Annotated in this window: 18 protein-coding genes and 1 pseudogene; 11 read left to right on the top strand and 8 right to left on the bottom strand. The window is 64.3% G+C overall.

Going from position 1 to position 18,582, the window contains the following annotated elements; genetic code table 11:
- The 6 genes and pseudogenes from AX735_RS03370 to AX735_RS03345 all read right to left on the bottom strand — a co-directional run.
- Positions 1-245, bottom strand: a pseudogene (locus AX735_RS03370) (hypothetical protein); the annotation flags it as partial.
- On the bottom strand, positions 245-1,261 hold the full coding sequence (locus AX735_RS03365) for a stage II sporulation protein M (protein WP_231750001.1): 1,017 nt from the start codon (positions 1,259-1,261) through the stop codon (positions 245-247). The pseudogene AX735_RS03370 and the gene AX735_RS03365, both read right to left, overlap by 1 nt.
- An 11-nt stretch (positions 1,262-1,272) precedes the next feature.
- The gene (locus AX735_RS03360) at positions 1,273-2,595 is read right to left on the bottom strand and encodes a DUF58 domain-containing protein (RefSeq protein WP_066275554.1); all 1,323 of its coding nucleotides are present in this window, start codon (positions 2,593-2,595) and stop codon (positions 1,273-1,275) included.
- Positions 2,592-3,548 carry an AAA family ATPase gene (locus tag AX735_RS03355; RefSeq protein ID WP_066275550.1) on the bottom strand — a complete coding sequence of 319 codons (957 nt, stop codon included), beginning with the start codon at positions 3,546-3,548 and terminating at the stop codon, positions 2,592-2,594. The genes AX735_RS03360 and AX735_RS03355 overlap by 4 nt, the downstream gene beginning before the upstream one ends.
- Positions 3,545-4,858, bottom strand: a complete 1,314-nt coding sequence (locus AX735_RS03350; RefSeq protein ID WP_066275546.1) for a DUF4350 domain-containing protein — start codon at positions 4,856-4,858, stop codon at positions 3,545-3,547. The genes AX735_RS03355 and AX735_RS03350 overlap by 4 nt, the downstream gene beginning before the upstream one ends.
- A gap of 1 nt (position 4,859) precedes the next feature.
- Positions 4,860-5,504 carry a hypothetical protein gene (locus AX735_RS03345; protein ID WP_066275541.1) on the bottom strand — a complete coding sequence of 215 codons (645 nt, stop codon included), beginning with the start codon at positions 5,502-5,504 and terminating at the stop codon, positions 4,860-4,862.
- Positions 5,505-5,644: 140 nt separating this feature from the next.
- On the opposite strand from AX735_RS03345, the gene AX735_RS03340 reads away from it, so the two are divergent.
- A complete protein-coding gene (locus tag AX735_RS03340) occupies positions 5,645-6,388 on the top strand; it encodes a hypothetical protein (RefSeq protein WP_066275538.1) in 744 nt (247 codons plus the stop codon).
- A gap of 42 nt (positions 6,389-6,430) precedes the next feature.
- Here the strand turns inward: AX735_RS03340 and AX735_RS03335 are convergent, their stop codons facing one another.
- Complete coding sequence (locus tag AX735_RS03335; RefSeq protein ID WP_066275530.1) at positions 6,431-8,188, bottom strand: class I adenylate-forming enzyme family protein; 1,758 nt, start codon at positions 8,186-8,188, stop codon at positions 6,431-6,433.
- 276 nt (positions 8,189-8,464) lie between these two features.
- Here AX735_RS03335 and AX735_RS03330 point away from each other — a divergent pair, with 276 nt between their 5' ends.
- Positions 8,465-9,202, top strand: coding sequence for a Crp/Fnr family transcriptional regulator (locus AX735_RS03330; protein WP_066275528.1), 738 nt, complete (start codon positions 8,465-8,467; stop codon positions 9,200-9,202).
- Positions 9,203-9,254: 52 nt separating this feature from the next.
- Positions 9,255-10,352, top strand: coding sequence for a sensor histidine kinase (locus AX735_RS03325; protein ID WP_066275523.1), 1,098 nt, complete (start codon positions 9,255-9,257; stop codon positions 10,350-10,352).
- 34 nt (positions 10,353-10,386) lie between these two features.
- Here AX735_RS03325 and AX735_RS03320 read toward each other — a convergent pair whose 3' ends face one another.
- Positions 10,387-10,794: a response regulator gene (locus AX735_RS03320; RefSeq protein ID WP_066275519.1), complete on the bottom strand. Its 408-nt coding sequence runs from the start codon at positions 10,792-10,794 to the stop codon at positions 10,387-10,389.
- A gap of 288 nt (positions 10,795-11,082) precedes the next feature.
- On the opposite strand from AX735_RS03320, the gene AX735_RS03315 reads away from it, so the two are divergent.
- The 8 genes from AX735_RS03315 to AX735_RS03280 all read left to right on the top strand — a co-directional run bounded on the left by AX735_RS03315 (position 11,083) and on the right by AX735_RS03280 (position 18,579).
- Positions 11,083-12,903 (top strand): DUF885 domain-containing protein, encoded by a 1,821-nt coding sequence (locus AX735_RS03315; protein ID WP_066275516.1) that lies wholly within the window; start codon positions 11,083-11,085, stop codon positions 12,901-12,903.
- A gap of 70 nt (positions 12,904-12,973) precedes the next feature.
- A complete protein-coding gene (locus AX735_RS03310; protein WP_446471769.1) occupies positions 12,974-13,252 on the top strand; it encodes a DUF167 domain-containing protein in 279 nt (92 codons plus the stop codon).
- A 104-nt stretch (positions 13,253-13,356) separates the two neighbouring features.
- Entirely contained in the window at positions 13,357-13,989 is a 633-nt protein-coding gene (locus AX735_RS03305; protein WP_066275510.1) for a lysophospholipid acyltransferase family protein, read from the top strand.
- A complete protein-coding gene (locus tag AX735_RS03300) occupies positions 13,986-14,795 on the top strand; it encodes a DUF1295 domain-containing protein (protein ID WP_338401562.1) in 810 nt (269 codons plus the stop codon). The genes AX735_RS03305 and AX735_RS03300 overlap by 4 nt, the downstream gene beginning before the upstream one ends.
- A gap of 83 nt (positions 14,796-14,878) precedes the next feature.
- Positions 14,879-15,784 carry a hypothetical protein gene (locus AX735_RS03295; protein WP_066275507.1) on the top strand — a complete coding sequence of 302 codons (906 nt, stop codon included), beginning with the start codon at positions 14,879-14,881 and terminating at the stop codon, positions 15,782-15,784.
- A gap of 99 nt (positions 15,785-15,883) precedes the next feature.
- Complete coding sequence (dmeF, locus tag AX735_RS03290) at positions 15,884-16,870, top strand: CDF family Co(II)/Ni(II) efflux transporter DmeF (RefSeq protein WP_066275498.1); 987 nt, start codon at positions 15,884-15,886, stop codon at positions 16,868-16,870.
- A 48-nt stretch (positions 16,871-16,918) separates the two neighbouring features.
- Positions 16,919-18,142, top strand: a complete 1,224-nt coding sequence (gene tyrS, locus AX735_RS03285; RefSeq protein WP_066275492.1) for a tyrosine--tRNA ligase — start codon at positions 16,919-16,921, stop codon at positions 18,140-18,142.
- Positions 18,143-18,240: 98 nt separating this feature from the next.
- A complete protein-coding gene (locus AX735_RS03280) occupies positions 18,241-18,579 on the top strand; it encodes a PilZ domain-containing protein (RefSeq protein WP_060978220.1) in 339 nt (112 codons plus the stop codon).
- Positions 18,580-18,582: the final 3 nt, after the last annotated feature.

Here is an 18,582-nt window from a genome sequence, read left to right as displayed (position 1 = left end):
CCGCCGATGCTGTCGGGTACGGATGGCAGATTGGCGCGTTCGAACATCCAGACAGTCAGCACCAGTGCCAGGATGAAGGCGATATACATCCCGAACAGAGCGGCCAGATCGATCAACAGCGCCCCCGCACGCGCGCTCGCCGATGCCACCTGGACATCGAGCGCGACGCCCTCGGGCGTGATCAGGGTGCGCTGAAGCCTCGCATCCCTGCCCCGCGTCCGGCCCAGATCGGCAGCGCGCGCCATCAGGCCCGCCTCGGGCGGAATGCGAAGAAATAGGCGAGCCACAGCGCCAGAATGCCATAGCCGATGGCATAGCGGATCGCCGTCGACTGGATCAGCTGGCGGCCAAAGCCCTCGAGCAAGCCGGCGCAGATCAGCATCACCACGACACCCGCCATGACTTGCGCAGCAGTACGCCCCGCCTGGCTGAGCGCGACCATATGGCTGCGCTGCCCGGGAAATCCGAGAGCACGGCCGATATGCAGCCCCGCCGCCCCGGCGAGCAGGATCGCGAGCAATTCGGTCGTGCCGTGGATCGACAACCAGCCGATGAACTCGACCGCAAGCCCGCGCGATGCGAACAGCCAGACCATCGCGCCGAGCCCGACCATGTTGTAGACGAGCAAGAGGATCGACGGCACGCCGAACGCGAACCCTAGCGCGAAGGCCATGATGGCCACCTGCGCGTTATTGCTGAACAGATAGGCGGCAAACACCCCCAGGCCATCGCCATCGGTCTCGCCGAACAGCGTGCTCAGCAGCGCCTCGCGCGATGCTCCAGGCACGCGGACATCGCTGAATTGCGCCGGGACAAGCCGGAAATACCAGTCGGTATCGGCATCGACGAGGAAGAAGCCGAGCACGGCACCTGCCACCATCGCTGCCAGCGCAACCAGCAGGTCTGGCCAGATGGCTCGCACAGCGCGGCTGAGCCCACCACCGAAGAAGCTGCGGCACCAACCGCCCAGGCTGGTGCGGGTGCCATAGACCATGAAATAGGCGCGCAGCGTCAGCGATTCGAGATAGGCGATCAGCCCGGCGTCGAGCGAGCTTTCGCGGGCGATCGACAGGCTGGACAGCAGGTTGCGGTAGAGCACTGGCAGCGCCAGGACGTCGTCGTCGGACAGCTTGCGGAGCTTGCCCTTTTCCATCGCCGTGACCATCGCATCGAGCCTCTGCCAGTCGCCCTCGCGTTCCAGCCGGAAGCGGTCGCTGCGCAGCGCTGCGGCGGCCACTGCCTGTTCGCCCGGGGACTGCATCACCGCCTCGCTCATAGCTGCCCCCGGCGCTTGATCTTGAGATAGGCGTTCATCAGCCGCGTGCCGATCTCGTCATGCCGCCCCTCGATCACATCGATGCCCATGTGCCGCAGCCGCGTGATGACCAGCCGCCGCTGTGCCAGCAGGCTGGCGGCGGCAACGCTCTCGGCCACCTTCTCGCTGGTCGCGGGCGCCTGATCGACGATCGACAGCAGTTCCTCATCCTCCATCGCGACGAACAGCAGCAGATGCCGGTCGATCAGCCGCCCGACCGACTCGAGCATAAGCTCGGCGCTGGTCGGGTCGGTGAAATCGGTGAACACCACGATCAGCGAGCGCCGCTGCAACTGAGCGGCCAGCGTCGACAGCGCCAGCGTATAGTTGCTTTCCTCGAAGCGATAATCGATCCCCGCCGCCTCGGACTGGAGCCGGAAGAAATTGCGGCTGCCCGAAACGAAGGGTGTGGCGCGCTCGGGCCGCGCGGCGAAGGAAAACAACCGCACCTGATCGCCCGCTTTCAATGCGACATAGCTGGTCAGCAGCGCCGCCGAAACCGCGCGGTCGATGCGTGGCAGGCCCGCAACCGGCTCGCACATGTCCGACCCGCTATCGAGCGCAAAGACGATCTGGTTGTTACGCTCGGTATCATATTCGCGCGCCAGCAGCTTGGAATGGCGCGCCGAGCTTTTCCAGTCGATCGTGCGGCGATCGAAGCCGGGCTGATATTCGACCAGCGCCTCGAACTCGCTCCCCTCGCCGCGAAGCTGGCGCGCCAGGATGCCGTAGATCGCCTCCTTGATGAAAACTTGCAAAGCGGGCGCGCGCACCGCTGCGATGTCGGGCAGGATGGCGATGCTCTCGCCGCTCGGCCGCATGTCCTGCCGCCAGCCCAGGCCCAAAGGCCCCTGCCAACGCAGCCATAGCCGCTCGATCTCCAGCGCGCCGCGCCGCACCGGCGATAGCGCGAATTCGCCGCGCAGCGCGGCCTCCGGACCCGATCTTTGCAAACTTGCAAAGCCCCTGCCGCCCGGAACGATGCGGCTGGCCACCGCCAGGCTCGCCTCGGCGCGCGCGATCGGCACCTGCGCGGCCAGCTCCGCCTCGATCGCGACGCGCACATCGCTGCCCAGCTCGCTGCTCGCCGGCACGATCAGCTCTACATGCCGTGCCTTGCCCGCGATCAGCGCATCGAGCAGCGCGAGCAGCAGCACCGCGCCCGACCAGGCCGGGCCGAGCGCCCACAACCCGGGCGCGAACGCCGCCAGCAGAATCGCCAGCGGCGCCCCGCCCGCGATCAGCAGGCCCGCGCGCAGGGTGGGATAGGCTCCAATCAACGCGGCGCCTCGGTGCGTTCGACCAGATCGGCGACGATCGTCTCGACGCGGCGTCCCTCGATCTCGGCGGCGGGCGACAGCAAGGTGCGGTGGCGCAGCACAGAGGCAGCGAGCTGCTTGACGTCATCGGGGATCACATAGTCGCGACCCTGCAGCGCTGCCCGCGCTCGGGCCGCATTGGCGAGCATGATCGCCGCGCGCGGCGACGCCCCGCTCTCGAAATCGGCAGTCTCGCGCGTCGCCCGGACGAGCCGCACGATATAGGCGACCACCTCGTCGACCAGCTTGACCTCGTTCACCGCCGCACGGGCGGCGCTCAGCTCGTCGGGCGTGACCTGCGGCTGGATCGAAAAGGCCGTGGGCCGCTGGACGCCGCTGCGCTTGCCATATTCGGCGACGATGCGCGCCTCTTCGTCCGCATCGGGATAGCCAACCAGCAGCTTGAACAGGAAGCGGTCGAGCTGCGCCTCGGGCAGCGGGTAAACCCCCTGCTGCTCGATCGGGTTTTGCGTCGCCACCACCATGAAGTGCGAGGACAGCGCATGGCGCGTGCCATCGAGCGTGACGCTGCGTTCCTGCATCGCTTCCAGCAGCGCGGCCTGCGTCTTGGGCGGGGTGCGGTTGATCTCGTCGGCCAGCAGCAGATCGGTGAAGATCGGCCCGCGCGTCAGTGTGAACTGACTGGTCTGGAAGTTGAACAGGTTGGAACCGACAATATCGCCCGGCATCAGATCGGGCGTGAACTGGATGCGCCCGTAATCGAGCGACAGGCACGCGGCAAAGCACTGCGCCATGAAGGTCTTGGCCGTGCCCGGAGGTCCTTCCAGCAGCACATGGCCGTTCGAGAACAATGCGATCAGCAGATGGTCGACGATCGCGTCCTGCCCGATGATCGCCTTGGCCATTTCGGCGCGGATACGGTCCCCCAATGCGTTGATATCGGCCAAGTTCATCCCATCCGTTCCTTTTTCCATCCGTATAGCGCGCGGGCAGCCGCCGCGATCGCGGGTCGGTCGCGCGCGCTGCGCATATCCTGCAACAACTGGTCGTAGCTGCGACCGCTCTCATCGGCGGGCACCAAAGCCAGCCGCGCGTCGATCTCATCGACCGGCAGCGCCGGCGGCAGGCCGAGCGCTCGCGCCGCCCGATCACGCAGCAGATCGGCATAAGCGGGGCCGATCAGATGCTCACGCCCCAGGCGCCGCACCAGCCCGGCGCTGCCCTTGACGAGCGCGGCCTTGCCGAAGCCGAACGGCCGTTCTTCGGAGAGCGGCGGGCCGAAGCGGAAGAACGCCATCCAGGCAAAGGCGATCGCCGCCAGCACCAGGCTCGCCACCGCGCCGACAAAGGGCGGACGAAACGCCACCGACAGCAGGTTTTCCGAGGCACCCAGCCCGTTCTGGGTCAGGTCGAACACCACCCCCTCCCCGCCGCCGGACCAGGCCGAATCGATGATGTTCAGCGCCTGCTCGGCCGTCTTGCGGTTGGCGAGGCCCAGATTGTTCATCAGGTCCGCATCGGCGACGATGACCACCGGATAGCGGCCCTGCTGGACGCCGGGCGCTTGCGGCGCTTCATCGGGCGCATCGGGATCGAGCGAGGGATACCAGCCGCCATCGTCGATCAGCGCTACGCGCGCCGCGCCGGTTGCCTTGTCGGCAAGCACGGTCTTCAACTTGTCGCCGCTGATCGTCACGCGCGATTTCAGCGCTTGCTTGAGCATCGCCGTCTTCTCGTCGGCCCGATCGGGCTGCACGAACAGCATCGAAGCAAATCGACTATCGACGCCCTCGATCCGGGTCTTCACGGCGACCAGCCGAGAGAGCACCTGCGGCGCCTGAAGCGCTGCAAAAGTCGAATCAAGCTGGACCCAGCCCCGCTGCATCCCAACGAGCGGCGTTACCTGCCATTTGGGCAGGATGATGATCGTCGGCCCGGTGAAGGCGCGCTGTTCGACCATGGCCTGCAATTCTTCCGGATCGCTGCCCAGTTGCGGCGTGACGATCAGCAGATCCTGCTGCGACAGCGCGGCAGGGTTGCGGCCATAGCTGACCCTGGTCCCGGTCTTTTCGAGCAGATGCGCCAGCGCAGAATAGCCGACCAGGCTCGACGAAGCGCCATGCGCCTGGCCATTATTGGCCGATCTGAGCGCCCCCCCCGCGCCGAGCGCGTAGAGCAGCGCGATGAAGGCTGCAAAACCGACAGCGAACATCAGCAGCACCGCGCCGCGTGCAAAGGGGTTGGCGCTGGTTTCTGTCGCCATCTCAGCCGCCATCCAGCGCGAAGGCGCGATAGGCCTCGCGCGAACTGTCCCAGGCGCTGCGATCGAGCGGACGCCGCGCGAAGAAGCTCGCCTCGACATGCCCCGCGATCACACCAAACGCCTGGCGGGCGCGCTGCGACAGCGCATCGAACGCGCCGATCTCGCGTGTAGTGGTCGAAGGGCGCAGCAGGTCCGGCCGCTTTTCGGCAATATCCTCGATCGAACGATAGAGCAGCAGATGCGCGGCCTCGTCGAAGCGGCCTTCTGCAGCCAGCCGGTCGGCCTCCTCGAGCAACGCGCGCGCCTTCTCGCGATCGGGCACCCATTGTTCGCCCGGCTCACCCTGCCGCTCGCGCCAGTCGGCAATATAGGGGGCCAGGATCACCCAGAGCAGCGCCAGCACGCCAACGACAAGCGCCACCAGAAGCAGCTTGCTGAGCCACGGCCAGGCGGCAGCCAGCGCCTGGGCAATCGGTTCGAGCAGTTTGCCAAGCCAACGCGACACATCGTCCCACCATTGCGGCGGCGGATCGGCGGGCTTTGCAAATTCGGGAGCAAACTGAATGCTGCCGTCCCCGCGCACCTGCTCATAGGCCGCATCAAAGCCTTCGCGGCGGGGTGCATCAAGGACGGGGCCAGCGGTCACGCCGGTTTGATCGCAGAAGCGATGCGCATGGGCAAGGAAGTTTGCATATGCCGAACCGCACTGGACCTGAATTGTTCTGGTGTTAGGCTGTGGTCAGAACAAGAAACGGTCGCTTGGGACATTCAACCGGGAGATTTGACATGGCCAGCCAGCCAGCCGAGTTCAGCATATCCAATGTCTTCAATAACACCTTCGGCGTGATTGCACGGAATGCGGCGATATTTTTGGGGCTTTCGCTGGTCATTGTCGGCCTGCCGCAGCTGGGCATCGGAATGTACGTGACGCCTGCCGCCAGCGATCCTACTGCGCTCTTCACCAGTGCCGGAGCGGTCGTCACCAGCATCGTCGGCTATTTCGTGTTCCTGTTTCTCTCGATCATCCTGCAGGCCTCGCTGATCGTCGCATCGGCCAATGATATTGCCGGGAAGCCGGTCAATTTCGGTGAATGCGTCAGCCGAGCTGTCGCCAAGCTGCTGCCGCTGATCGGTCTCGGAATCGTCGTGGCCATCGGCATCAGCATCGGCCTGGTCATGCTGATCGTTCCCGGCATCATCCTCTATCTGATGTGGATGGTCGCCGTACCCGCAATGATGGTGGAAAATCTGAGCGTCGGCGGTGCGCTCAGCCGCAGTGCCGCCCTGACCAGCGGCTCGCGGCTCAAGCTGCTCGGCCTGATCGTGGTGTTCATCATCTTCAGCTGGATCATTGCTATCCCCATCGGCCTGGTCTCGCTGATCAGCCCAAGCCTGTCGATCGTGACCAGCGCGCTGCTGAGCACGGTCAGCGCTGCTGTTGGCGCAGCGGGGATCGCCGCCGTTTATATCGAATTGCGCGCCACCAAGGAAGGTGCGAGCACCGAGCAGCTCGCCAGCGTCTTCGCCTGATGCGATGTCCGGGCACTGCCGCCAGAGCCCGGACACGGGACGTCAGCCGAACAGTCCGGCCAGGTCCTTCTTCAAAATTTTGCCATTGGCGTTGCGCGGCAGCGTCTCTGCACAAAACACGATCCGCACCGGGACCTTGAAGGCGGCGAGCCGCTCGCGCACCCAGGCCTGAAGCTCCGCCTCGGTCGCCTCGGCACCAGGGGCAAGATGGACCACCGCCGCCGGTTCCTCGCCCAGGGTGCGGTGCGGCAGGCCGATCAGCGCCGCGTCGGTGACTGCAGGGTGGTCGTAGAGCACGTTCTCGACCTCGGACGAGTAGATATTCTCGCCGCCGCGGATGATCATGTCCTTGGCCCGGTCGACGATATAGCAGAAACCCTCCTCGTCGAGCCGCGCGAGGTCGCCGGTGCGCACCCAGCCATCGACAAAGGTCGCCGCGGTCGCCTCGGGTTTGTTCCAATAGCCCTTCACGATCTGCGGCCCACGCGCCCATAGCTCGCCCACCTGCCCCACGGGCAGCTCGGTCTGGCCATCGGCATCCATGATCTTCAGGTCGCTCACCGGCACCGCAGGGCCGCAACTATCCGGTCGGTTGAGATAATCCTCGGCCGTATGGCTGGTCACGGTCGCCATCGTCTCGGTCATCCCCCAGCCGTTGCCGGGCAGCGCGCCGAAAACCTCGCGGATCTTGCGCACCAGTTCGGGCGCGGACGGGGCGCCGCCATAGGAAATCGACTTGAGCGAGCTGAGGTCGTACTTGTCACGATCGGGATGCTCGATCAGCTGCCAGGCGATCGTGGGCACACCGCCGGTCGCCGTCACCTTCTCGCGCTCGATGATCTCCAGCGCACGCGTTGCATCCCATTTGTGCATGAACACCAGCGTCGATCCGGCGAACATCACCCCGGTCATGCCGGCGCTGCACGCGGTGACATGGAAAAGCGGGATAACGGTGAGCAGCACCGCTGGTTCGGGCGCGGGCGGCGCCTCGCCCCGGCGCAGCGACGAACGCACCCCGGCATAGGCGGTAGTGAGGATATTGGTCGTCATGTTGCGATGGCTGCCGAGCGCACCCTTGGGATTGCCGGTGGTGCCCGAGGTATAGAAGATCGTCGCCGCATCGTCGGGCGCGATTTCGACCGGCGGAAGCTCGGCGGGGGCCAGCTCGGCATAGGCGGGCGGCGCGCCGATGACATCTTCCAGCGCCTTTGCCCCATGTGCCAGTTCGCCCTGGCTGCGGCTGATCAGTATCGCCTGAAGCGCGTCCAGTTCAGCGAGATGCGGCGCGATGCGATCGAGCCGCTCGGCATCGGCGATCAGCAGCTTCGCGCCCGAGTCCTTGAGGCCGTACACCAGCTCCTGCCCGGTCCACCAGGCGTTGAGCGGCACCGCGATCGCGCCGATGCTGACGATCGCGAAAAAGGCGACCGGCCATTCGGGCAGGTTGCGCATCGCCAGCGCCACGCGATCGCCCTTGCCGATGCCCGCGGCGGTGAGATGCTGCGCCAGCGTCGCGGTGGCACGGAACCAGGCATCGTAGCTGACCCGCTCGCCCTCATAGATCAGGAAGGTCTTATCGCCATGGCTGCGCGCGATCTGGGCCAACGCGGCGAGACTGGGCGGCGCGTTCTTCCAGCAACGCGTCGACACGCCCTCGACCTCGACCGTTTCCATCTCGAATGGCTGTCCCGGCGCGCACAGCATCGCCTCGATCTGTTTCAGCGACAGGGCGGGCCAGCCTTCCGGCGCGCTCCAGCTGTGGCTGGCGGCGACGGGACTGGTCGGGCTCTCGGTGAGCATGGGCAAGCGATCCTCTCGTTTGTGAATTTACGTTTGCGTCAAGTCTATGGAATTGATCGCGACACGCAATGGCTGATTTGCAGGATCATTTGCCCCGCTGGCGCGTAACTGGTCTTTGCGGGAGTCATCGCAAATATAACATATGTTAATAAATTGATTTTGCTGGATATTTGTTGCTGCACGCCTAAAAGCACGCGTGCCGAGTATGAGACCAGGTGGAATTGACGGGGCGGTTCGGCGGGTCGGCTGGACGCCCCTATCTGCAGGAGCCCGACCATGTCAGACAGTTGTTTCGTTGTCCGGCTGAACCGTTATCTTGATCTTACCCCCACCGAGAAAAAGGCCGTCGCCAGCCTCGAGCGCGAGCCTCGCGACTATCCGTCGGGCAGCATGCTGTGGCAGGAAGGCGATGATCTTTCCGAGCTGCTGATCGTGCATCAGGGCTGGGCACTGTCGGAAAGCCGTTTGCCGACGGGCAAGCGCCAGATCCTGCGCTTTCATTTTTCGGGCGACATGATCGGCGCATCGGGCATCGCGTTTCGCGATGCGCCCTCGAGCATCGTCGCGGCGACCGACATGGTGGTATGCCGCTTCCCGCGCCGCGCGCTGGGCGAGACATTCACCGAGCATCCGCGCCTTGCCGCCTTGTTCTTCTCGATCAGCCAGATGGAAAGCATCGACCTGTACGACCGGTTGCGCGCCCTGGGTCGCAGCGAGGGCAAGGCACGGCTTGCCAACCTGTTCCTGTCGATCGCCGCGCGGATGCGCGCGGTCAGCGGGCAGCACAATCCGGTGATCCGCATTCCCCTGACCCAGAGCGACCTCGGCGATGCCGTCGGACTCACCCAGGTGCACGTCAATCGGCTGATCCGGCAGATGACCGAAGAAAAACTGATCACGCGGAACCGGAGCACCGTCACATTGGTTGACGAGCCGAAGCTGATCGAGCTCGCACGGTTCGTAGATCGCTTTAGTGCGCTCGATTCCAGCTGGTTCCCATCGCCTCGAGGATAGTCGAGGCGCCCAAATTGCACTTTGGCGGGTCGGTCCGCTAGAAAGCTGATCGATGTCTGAACTCGACTTTCTCGCCCAGGCCTTCAAGGTTACACGCGCCAACGGTGCTGACGACGGCGAGAACGGGGTCGTCGATGCCCGCGACACGCTGCAGCGGATGAACTCCGCGTTCCGCATCCTCACCGACGCGATGCCGCAGATGGTGTGGTCGACTCTGCCCGATGGCTATCACGACTATTACAATGCACGCTGGTACGAGTTCACCGGCGTTCCCGCCGGATCGACCGACGGCGAGGGCTGGAACGGCATGTTCCATCCCGACGACCAGGACCATGCGTGGAGCATCTGGCGGCATTCGCTGGCCACCGGCGAACCTTATGAGGTGAACTATCGGCTGCGCCACCATAGCGGCGAATATCGCTGGACGCTGGGCCGCGCGCTCCCGTTACGCAATGCCAAGGGCGAGATCGTCCGCTGGATCGGAACCTGCACCGATATCCATCAATCGAAGATGATCGCAGAGGAAAACGAGGTACTCAGCCGGGAACTGAGCCACCGGATCAAGAATATCTTTGCGGTCATCAACGGGCTGATCGGCATGTCGGCGCGGCAGAATCCGGAAATGCGGCCGATGGCTTCAGAATTGCAGGATCGGATCGCCGCGCTGGGGCGCGCGCACGAATTCGCCCGCCCGCACAGCGAACAGTCGCGCCCTGTCACCATCGAATCTTCGCTCAGCGGCTTGCTCACCGAAATCCTGGCGGCCTATCCCGCTCTGGGCGAAGGACGGCTGACAATCCGCGGCGACGACCCTGAAATCGACGACCGGAGCGCCACTCCCATCGCGCTGGTATTTCATGAGCTGGCGACCAATTCCGCGAAATATGGTGCCTTGTCATCGGTCACAGGTTCGGTAGCGATCCAGGTCGCGCAGGAAGACGATATCGTCTCGATCAGCTGGGTCGAGACGGATGGGCCAACAGTGGCGGGCGGGCCGGAAGCGACCGGGTTCGGAACGCGCCTCGTCCAGCTTGCGATCACGCAGCAGCTTGCCGGATCGATCGAGCGTCATTGGCTGCCCCAGGGGCTGCGCGTCGACATGCGCGTTTCGGCTGGCAGGCTGAAGCGCGCCGAGGGAGCGCCGGTCTGAGCTGCGACGCCTGGGGCGCCGCCGCCGACGGGTATCAGTGAGAAAGCAGCGTCAGTCCCGCAGGCGGCGTCGGCGTCGGCCCGCCATCGCGCGCGGCGAGCGCAAAATCCACGGCTTCAACGACCTGTCGGCTGTCTGCGGGCTTGATCATCACGCCGAGCGCGCCGGGGATCGGGACGTCGATCTGGCGCGGGTTGGCCGTCACGAAGATGACCGTGCAGCCAATCTCCTTGCCGAGCCAGGCGCCGATCGACGGGCCGGTGGCACCATCGCACAGGTTAATATCGACCAGGGCGATGGTGGGCGCCCGCTCAGCCAGGCGCATCGCCGACTTCCAGTCATCGCCGACGCCGATAACCTCGTATCCAGCATCCTCCAGCCCGACCTGCATGTCGAGCGCGACGAGGAATTCGTCTTCAATGATGAGGATACGGGCAGTCATGGTGATAGCGTTGTCATCTTCCTGGGGGCCGGGCCAACGGGGTCGGCTTCTGGGACATCAAACCATTGGCCTGGCATAAAGTTTCATCGATAAGTTGATCCATGTTAATCGATCGCATCAATTCATCGCGCTTTTCCGTGCTGGCTTTCCACGAACGCCAGCCCCGGTTCGACCAGCGGATAACGGCACGATTGCGGCACGGTTAATCGCATGTTAGCGGCATCGTATACGCTCGCGTCCCAAGTCAGGGACCCATGGCGCGCTCATTCAAACGGGGAATTCCTTCACATGCCATCCTTCCGCCAGACCATGCTGCTGCTGGCCAGTGCCGCGCTTGCCGCGCCGCTCGCAACAACGCCCGTGCTCGCGCAAAACGCGACCCAGGCTGCTCCCCAGTCGGAGGATGCGCGGCTGACCGCACTGTTCGCCGCCGACGACGAAGCGAGCCTGAAGCGCAACCCGCTCAACGGGCTGTTCCGCGGCGATACGCGCTATGCCGATCGGCTCGGAGACTATGTCACCGACGCCTATTTCGATGGTGAGCGCAAGGCGGCCGAGGACAATCTGGCGGCGTTGGCGAAGATCGATCGGGCCAAGCTGACCGCCACCAATCAGCTGGCCTATGACATTTTCGAGCGCAACCAGAAGGATACGATCAAGGGTCTGTCCGCCGACTATCTGCCGCTGACGGTAGTCCGGCCGATCAACCACTTTTTCGGCTTCCACACCTTCTACCCGAATTTCGCATCGGGCACGGGGACTGCGCCGTTCAAGACGGTCACCGACTACGAGAACAATCTGAAGCGTCACAAGGAGTTCGTGATTCTCCTCGACCGTTCGATCGAGCGTTTCAAGCAGGGCCAGGCATCGGGCGTGGTCGAAACCAAGCTGACCATCCGCAACGTGATCGAGCAGCTGGATACCCAGCTGGCGCAGAAGCCCGAGGAATCGCCGTATTTCGGCCCGACCAAGCAGTTCCCGGCCGATTTCAGCGAGGCCGACAAGGCGCGTTTTACCGAAGCCTACGCCAAGACGATCACCGACGATATCTACCCGGCGTACAAGCGGCTGCGCGATTATCTCGCCAATGACTATCTCAAGGATGCGCGCGAGGGCGTCGGCCTCAAGTACATGAAGGGCGGCGACAAGCTTTATGCCTATCTGATAGAGCAGACCACCACCCTGCCCCTGACTGCGGACGAGGTGCACAATCTCGGGCTGAGCGAAGTCGCACGCATCCTGACCGAGATGGAAGCGATCAAGACCGAGGTCGGCTTCAAGGGCACGCTGCCGGAATTCTTCAACTATCTGCGCACCGATCCGAAGTTCAAGATGCCGACGCGCGAGGCGCTGACCCAGGGCTATTACGATATCGGCAAGAAGGTCGATGCGGTCATTTCGACCCAGTTCAAGGTGCTGCCCAAGACTCCGCTCGAAATCCGCCCCTATGAGGAATTCCGCGAGAAGTTCGAGGCGGGTGGCAGCTATCAGTCGGGCAATCCTGATGGTTCGCGTCCGGGGATCTTCTATTTCAACGCCTATGACCTCCCGAGCCGTACCACCCCCGGAATGACCACCTTGTACCTGCACGAGGGCGCGCCGGGCCATCATTTCCAGATCAGCCTGGCACAGGAAAACGAGGCTCTCCCGGCATTCATGCGCTTCGGCGGCAACACCGCCTATGCCGAAGGCTGGGCGCTTTATGCCGAAAAGCTCGGCTACCCCATGGGCCTGTTCAAGGACCCGTACCAGCGCTTCGGTCATCTCGACGACGAGATGCTGCGTGCGATGCGGCTGGTGGTCGACAGCGGCATCCATTCGAAGGGATGGACCCGCGAACAGGCGATCAAGTACATGCTCGACAATTCGTCGATGGGCGAGACCGACGCGACCGCCGAGGTCGAACGCTATATCGCGATCCCCAGCCAGGCACTGGCCTACAAGATCGGCGCGCTCACGATCCAGCGGCTGAAGGCCAAGGCCGAAAAGGAACTGGGCCCGAAATTCGACCCGCGCGAGTTCCACGACCAGGTTCTGAACACCGGCGCGCTGCCGATGAGCGTGCTGGAAGCGAAGATCAACCGCTGGATCGCCGCAACCAAGGGTTGACACCCTGTCTGCGTCCAAAGCTTCGCAAGATCACAAGACCCCGCCCTGGCGCACCGTGCCGGGCGGGGTCTTGCTGTTCGTGCGAGCGACGCCGCGCGCCAGCCGCAGCATGGTGGCGGGCGTCGGTCAGGACGCAGATGGGCGGCCGGTCTTGCAGCTTCGGATCGCTGCGCCGCCCGTCGACGGAGCCGCCAATGCAAAACTGATCGCGCTGATCAGCACGGCTTTGCAAGTTCGCAAACGCGACGTGACGGTGCAATCCGGCGCTACCGGCCGCGCCAAGCAATTGGTCGTGCGAGGCGACAGTGCCAGGCTGATTGCGCGATTGGAGAGCTTGATTGACGGATAACCCCGCCAGATCGGCGCAATAACATTTGCCAGCCTGCCGCATCTTATGCAGTGTTTGCCCCGTAGCTGGCACAGGTTCAGCACTGGGGGCAGGCACATACGATCATGGACATCCAGCACGACGCTTGGCCACCGCGCACCGATGACCGTCCGCCTACGCTTCTTTCCCGCATCGTGCGCCGGTTGCTGCTGCTGCTCTATCGCAGCCACGGCTGGCGCGCCGAGGGCGTGGTGCCCGAGCCGCGCCGCTTCGTCATCATCGCCGCGCCGCACACCAGCAACTGGGATTTCCTCTACTTCCTCGGCCTGACCGGCGATCTCGGCATCAAGGCGCATTTCATGGCCAAGACCTCGCTGTTCCGCTGGCCGCTGGGGCGGTTCATGCGCGACATGGGCGGCGTGCCGGTCGAACGCAGCTACAATCGCGGCCAGGTGCAGCAGATGGTCGAGGAATTTGCGCGCCGCGACGAGTTCATGCTGACCATCGCGCCCGAAGGCACGCGCGGGAGCGTCCGCCAGTGGCGCACCGGCTTCTACCAGATCGCGCTCGCCGCGCGCGTGCCGCTGGTCTGCGGGCTGATGGACTATGGCCGCAAGGTCGGCGGACTGGGCCCCGCGATCATGCCCACCGGCGATTATGCCGAGGACATGAAGAAGATCATGGAATTCTACAAGAGCGTGACCCCGCGCCACCCCGACCGCGCGGGCACCGACATCATCAAGGACAGCCGCCTGTGAGCCCCGTGACCGACGCCATCCCCCTGTTGCTGCACAATCTGGTACTGATCTTCGGCGTCATGATCGTGCTGTGGGGCGTCGCCGTGGCGATCAAGGACGTATCGTTCATCGACGCGGTCTGGCCGATGGGCATGGTGCTGCTGGCCGCCGCCACCTTCTGGCTGAGCGGCGCGGCCTCGCCCGTGGCGGTGATGCTGCTTGCCCTGACCGCGATCTGGGGACTGCGGCTGGGGCTTCACCTGTTCGTGCGCTGGCGGCGCAATGGCGTGGATCCGCGCTATGCCAAGATCATCGCTTCGGCGAAGGACAAAAAGGGCTGGAGCTTTGCCAAGACCGCGCTGCTGCAGGTCTTCCTGCTTCAGGGACCGCTGCTGTTCATGGTCTGCCTGCCCGCGCAGGCCGGCATCTGGCGCGGAGGAGAGATAAGCGCGCTCGCCCTTGTCGGCGCGATTGTCGCGGTGATCGGAATCGCATTCGAGACCATTGGCGATGCGCAGCTCGAGACATTCCGTGCGAACCCGGCCAACAAGGGCAAGGTGCTCAATACCGGCCTGTGGCGTTATACCCGCCATCCCAATTATTTCGGCGACGCGTGCACCTGGTGGGGCATCTGGCTGGTCGCTGCCTCGACCGGCTGGGACGTGGCGCTCGCCAGCCTGGTCGGGCCGCTGTTCCTCAATTTCACCCTGGTCAAATGGAGCGGCGCCGCGATGCTGGAACGCGGTTTGAAGAAGACGCGCCCCGATTATGCCGACTATATCGCGCGCACCTCATCCTTCTTCCCGCTGCCGCCGCGCCAGCACTAATCGCCGCCGACCGATGATTACCCGGTCTTAAGGCTTGTGGGCTAATCCTGTTGCCAATCAAGGCAGCAGGCAGCGCAAGACCCATGACCAAACCGCTCGACGATGTATCCGCGATGATCGCCCAAAGCCGCGCGCTCGGGCCGGACGAGACGCTCGCCCTGCGCCGCGTCGTGTGGCCCGATGGCCGGATCAGCGCGAACGAGGCCGCCATCCTGTTCGAACTCAACCGTGCCAGCAGCGCGGCGAGCAGCGAATGGGTCGACTTCTTCGTCGAGGCCATCACCGCCTATGTCGTCGAGCAGGCCGAGCCGCGCGGCTATGTCAGCGACGAGAATGCCGACTGGCTGATCGCGGCGATCGATCAGGACGGCCGGGTCGACACGCTAGCCGAGCTCGAACTGCTGGTGAAGGTGGTGGAAAAGGCCGAGAACGCGCCCGAACGCCTGAAGCGCTATGCGCTCGACCAAATCCGCTCCGCCGTTCTGAACGGCGAAGGCCCAACGCGATGCGGCGGCGGTCTCACGCCGGGCAGCATCGGCACCACCGAGGTGCGGCTGCTCCGCCGCGTGCTCTACGCGACCGGAGGCCAGGCGCCTGCGCATATCAGCCGCGAAGAGGCCGAACTGCTGTTTGCGATCAAGGATGCCACGCTTGCCGGCCAGAACGCGCCCGAATGGCAGACGCTGTTCGTCCAGGCGATGCGGCTGCATCTGATGACCGACCAGCGCTTCCGTGCGCTGAGCCGGGAGGATGCGGTGCGCCTGCATGCGTTCATGGCCGATACCAAGGCCGGAATGGGCAGCTTTTTCGGGCGCATGTTCCAGTCGCTGGGCGATGCCCCTGCCCGGCCCGCGGCAGCGACGCCATTGCCGGTCACAGTCGAAGGCATCAGCGCGGAAGAGGACAGCTGGCTGCAGGCGATGGTCGAGGCCGACGGCGCGCTCGACCCGCTCGAACGCGCGCTTCTCAAGGCTCTGGCCGAGGATTGACTGCATCGCTCTTGCGCTGAGCGCCCGCTGCTGACACTTTGAGCAGACAAGCCGGAAAGCATATCCGGCCAAACCCCTGTCATCTGCGGAACTGTCGCCATGCATCACGATGCCGCGCTCGAGAAACTGACGCACGATCATGTCTTTGCCGGGGCCCGCGCCGACGAGAGCGAGCGTCGCACCTGGTATGTCGTCGCGCTGACGGCGGTCACGATGGTCGCGGAGATTGTCGGCGGCTGGTGGACCGGATCGATGGCGCTGCTTGCCGATGGCTGGCACATGGGCAGCCATGTCGCGGCGCTGGGTCTTGCAGGATTTGCCTATCATTTTGCGCGCACCCATGCCGATGACCGGCGCTTCTCGATGGGCACCGGCAAGGTCGGATCGCTCACCGCATTCGGCAGCGCACTGCTGCTCGGCGTCGTTGCGCTGCTGATGCTGTGGGAATCGGGGCACCGACTGCTCGATCCGGTTGCGATCGACTATCGCACCGCCATCATCGTCACGGTGATCGGCCTCGCGGTCAATGTGGCTAGCGCCTTCCTGCTCGGCGGGCACGAGCACCATCATGACCACGAGTACGGGCATGACGGCCACGATCAAGACCACCACGATCATGCGCATCACGCCCATCATCATGACCACAATCTGCGTGCCGCCTATGTGCATGTTCTCACCGATGCGCTGACATCGGTGCTGGCGTTGGTCGCGCTGGGCGGCGGCTTGTGGCTGGGCCTGGCCTGGCTCGATCCGCTGATGGGGATCGTCGGCGCGGTCGTCATCCTGTGGTGGGCGGCAGGGCTGGTGCGCCAGTCGTCGCGCGTGCTGCTCGACATGGAAGCCAACCCGGCCATTGCCAAGCAGATCCGCCAGCGGATCGAGGGCGATGCCGACAATCGCGTGGTCGATCTGCACCTGTGGCAGGTCGGCACCGGGCATCTCGCGCTGATCGTCTCGCTCGCGACGCATTACCCGCGTCCGCCCGCGCATTACCGCTCGCTGCTCGGCGAGATGCCGCTGCTCTCGCATTGCACGTTCGAGATCATCCCTTGCGACGATGCGCGCTGCGACCCTGTTCAGGCGTGACAGACCCGCTTTTCCGGCGCCGCCATCGATGCTAAGCGCGCCGCCATCATGAACCAATATTCCTCCGATCTGCTCCGCCTGCTCGATGCGCGCGGCTATATCCACCAGCTGACCGATGCGGCTGCGCTCGACGCGCTGGCGACGAAGCAGGTCGTACCCGGCTATATCGGCTTCGATCCGACCGCGCCGTCGCTGCATGTCGGGTCGCTGGTGCAGATCATGCTGCTGCGCCGCCTGCAGCAGACCGGGCACAAGCCGATCGTCGTCATGGGCGGCGGCACCGGCAAGATCGGCGACCCCAGCTTCAAGGACGAGGCGCGGCGGCTGCTGACCACCGACACGATCGCGTCGAATGTCGCCTCGATCAAGCGCGTGTTCGAGCGCTTCCTGACCTTCGGGGACGGCCCCACCGATGCGATCATGGTCGACAATGCCGAATGGCTCGACAAGCTGGAATATATCCCGTTCCTGCGCGACATCGGCCAGCATTTCTCGATCAACCGGATGCTGAGCTTCGATTCGGTGAAGCTCAGGCTCGACCGCGAACAGTCGCTGAGCTTTCTCGAGTTCAATTACATGATCCTCCAGGCCTATGATTTCCTGGAACTGTCGCGCCGCGTCGGTTGCCGGCTGCAGATGGGTGGGTCGGATCAATGGGGAAATATCGTTAACGGCATCGAGCTGGCACGCCGTGTCGATGGAACCGAGGTCTATGGCGTCACCACGCCGCTGATTACGCTCGCCGACGGCGGCAAGATGGGCAAGACCGAAAAAGGCGCGGTCTGGCTGAACGAGGATGCGCTGCCCGCTTATGATTACTGGCAGTTCTGGCGCAACACCCAGGATGCCGATGTCGGCAGGTTCCTGCGCCTGTTCACCGACCTGCCGCTCGACGAGATCGCAAGGCTCGAAGCGCTGCAGGGTTCGGAAATCAACGAGGCCAAGAAAGTGCTCGCGGATGCGGCGACCGCCATGTGCCGCGGCACCGAAGCTGCGCAAGCTGCAGCGGAAACCGCACGCGCGACGTTCGAACAGGGCCAGGCAGGCGGCGATCTGCCCAGCATCCGCGTTCCCGCCGAAGGGATGTCGATCGTCCAGGCGAACACCGCGCTGGGCTTCACCGCATCGAACAAGGAAGCCAAGCGCAAGATCGAGGAAGGCGCCGTCAGGGTTAATGGCGAGAAGGTGCAATCCTTTGAATTCATGGTTAAAGCCGGTGACAAGGTGAGCCTGGGCCAGAAGAAGCATGGACTTGTGCTGGCCGAGGATTGACATGCTGGCCCCCAAGTAACCGGTGGCACCATTTACACTTTGTTGGTAAATTTGCTCGAAGGTGACCTTCAGCAAACATGCTTCAACGGGTGGAAAATATGTCCAGGGGTGCGAAACTAGCCGTCGTCGAAAAACGCCAGGCGGCGCGTCATGTCGTCAGTCATCCGACGATCGCGGAGCATCGGCATCTGGGCGATATCAAGACGCATATCGTCAACATTTCCGCGAACGGTTTCATGACCGAAGGCGAGATGCCGCTGGCCAAGGGCGAGCGCATTACCGTCCGCCTGCCCGTGATCGGGCGGATCGAAGCGCACCTCATCTGGTCGCTCGGCGGTCGTGCAGGCTTCCAGCTCGAACGCGTGATCCGCTTGAACGAATTCAACCAGATGGTTGAGCAGCTGGGCGGCAGCCCGCCGCCGTTCGGGCGCCGTTAAGGG

It is taken from the genome of Blastomonas sp. CCH1-A6 (genome assembly GCF_001556365.1).
Taxonomy (GTDB): Bacteria; Pseudomonadota; Alphaproteobacteria; order Sphingomonadales; family Sphingomonadaceae; genus Blastomonas; species Blastomonas ursincola.
The sequence above is the reverse complement of the archived record's forward strand: the minus strand, read 5'-3'. Positions and strand labels throughout refer to the sequence as shown.

Coding starts and splice junctions, on each gene's coding strand:
- AX735_RS03315 (WP_066275516.1), top strand. CDS start 11,083: ATGCCATCCTTCCGCCAGACCATGCTGCTGCTGGCCAGTGCCGCGCTT.
- AX735_RS03325 (WP_066275523.1), top strand. CDS start 9,255: ATGTCTGAACTCGACTTTCTCGCCCAGGCCTTCAAGGTTACACGCGCC.
- AX735_RS03355 (WP_066275550.1), bottom strand. CDS start 3,548: ATGAACTTGGCCGATATCAACGCATTGGGGGACCGTATCCGCGCCGAA.
- dmeF (WP_066275498.1), top strand. CDS start 15,884: ATGCATCACGATGCCGCGCTCGAGAAACTGACGCACGATCATGTCTTT.
- AX735_RS03295 (WP_066275507.1), top strand. CDS start 14,879: ATGACCAAACCGCTCGACGATGTATCCGCGATGATCGCCCAAAGCCGC.
- AX735_RS03330 (WP_066275528.1), top strand. CDS start 8,465: ATGTCAGACAGTTGTTTCGTTGTCCGGCTGAACCGTTATCTTGATCTT.
- tyrS (WP_066275492.1), top strand. CDS start 16,919: ATGAACCAATATTCCTCCGATCTGCTCCGCCTGCTCGATGCGCGCGGC.
- AX735_RS03350 (WP_066275546.1), bottom strand. CDS start 4,858: ATGGCGACAGAAACCAGCGCCAACCCCTTTGCACGCGGCGCGGTGCTG.
- AX735_RS03305 (WP_066275510.1), top strand. CDS start 13,357: ATGGACATCCAGCACGACGCTTGGCCACCGCGCACCGATGACCGTCCG.
- AX735_RS03365 (WP_231750001.1), bottom strand. CDS start 1,261: ATGCAGTCCCCGGGCGAACAGGCAGTGGCCGCCGCAGCGCTGCGCAGC.
- AX735_RS03280 (WP_060978220.1), top strand. CDS start 18,241: ATGTCCAGGGGTGCGAAACTAGCCGTCGTCGAAAAACGCCAGGCGGCG.
- AX735_RS03320 (WP_066275519.1), bottom strand. CDS start 10,794: ATGACTGCCCGTATCCTCATCATTGAAGACGAATTCCTCGTCGCGCTC.
- AX735_RS03335 (WP_066275530.1), bottom strand. CDS start 8,188: ATGCTCACCGAGAGCCCGACCAGTCCCGTCGCCGCCAGCCACAGCTGG.
- AX735_RS03340 (WP_066275538.1), top strand. CDS start 5,645: ATGGCCAGCCAGCCAGCCGAGTTCAGCATATCCAATGTCTTCAATAAC.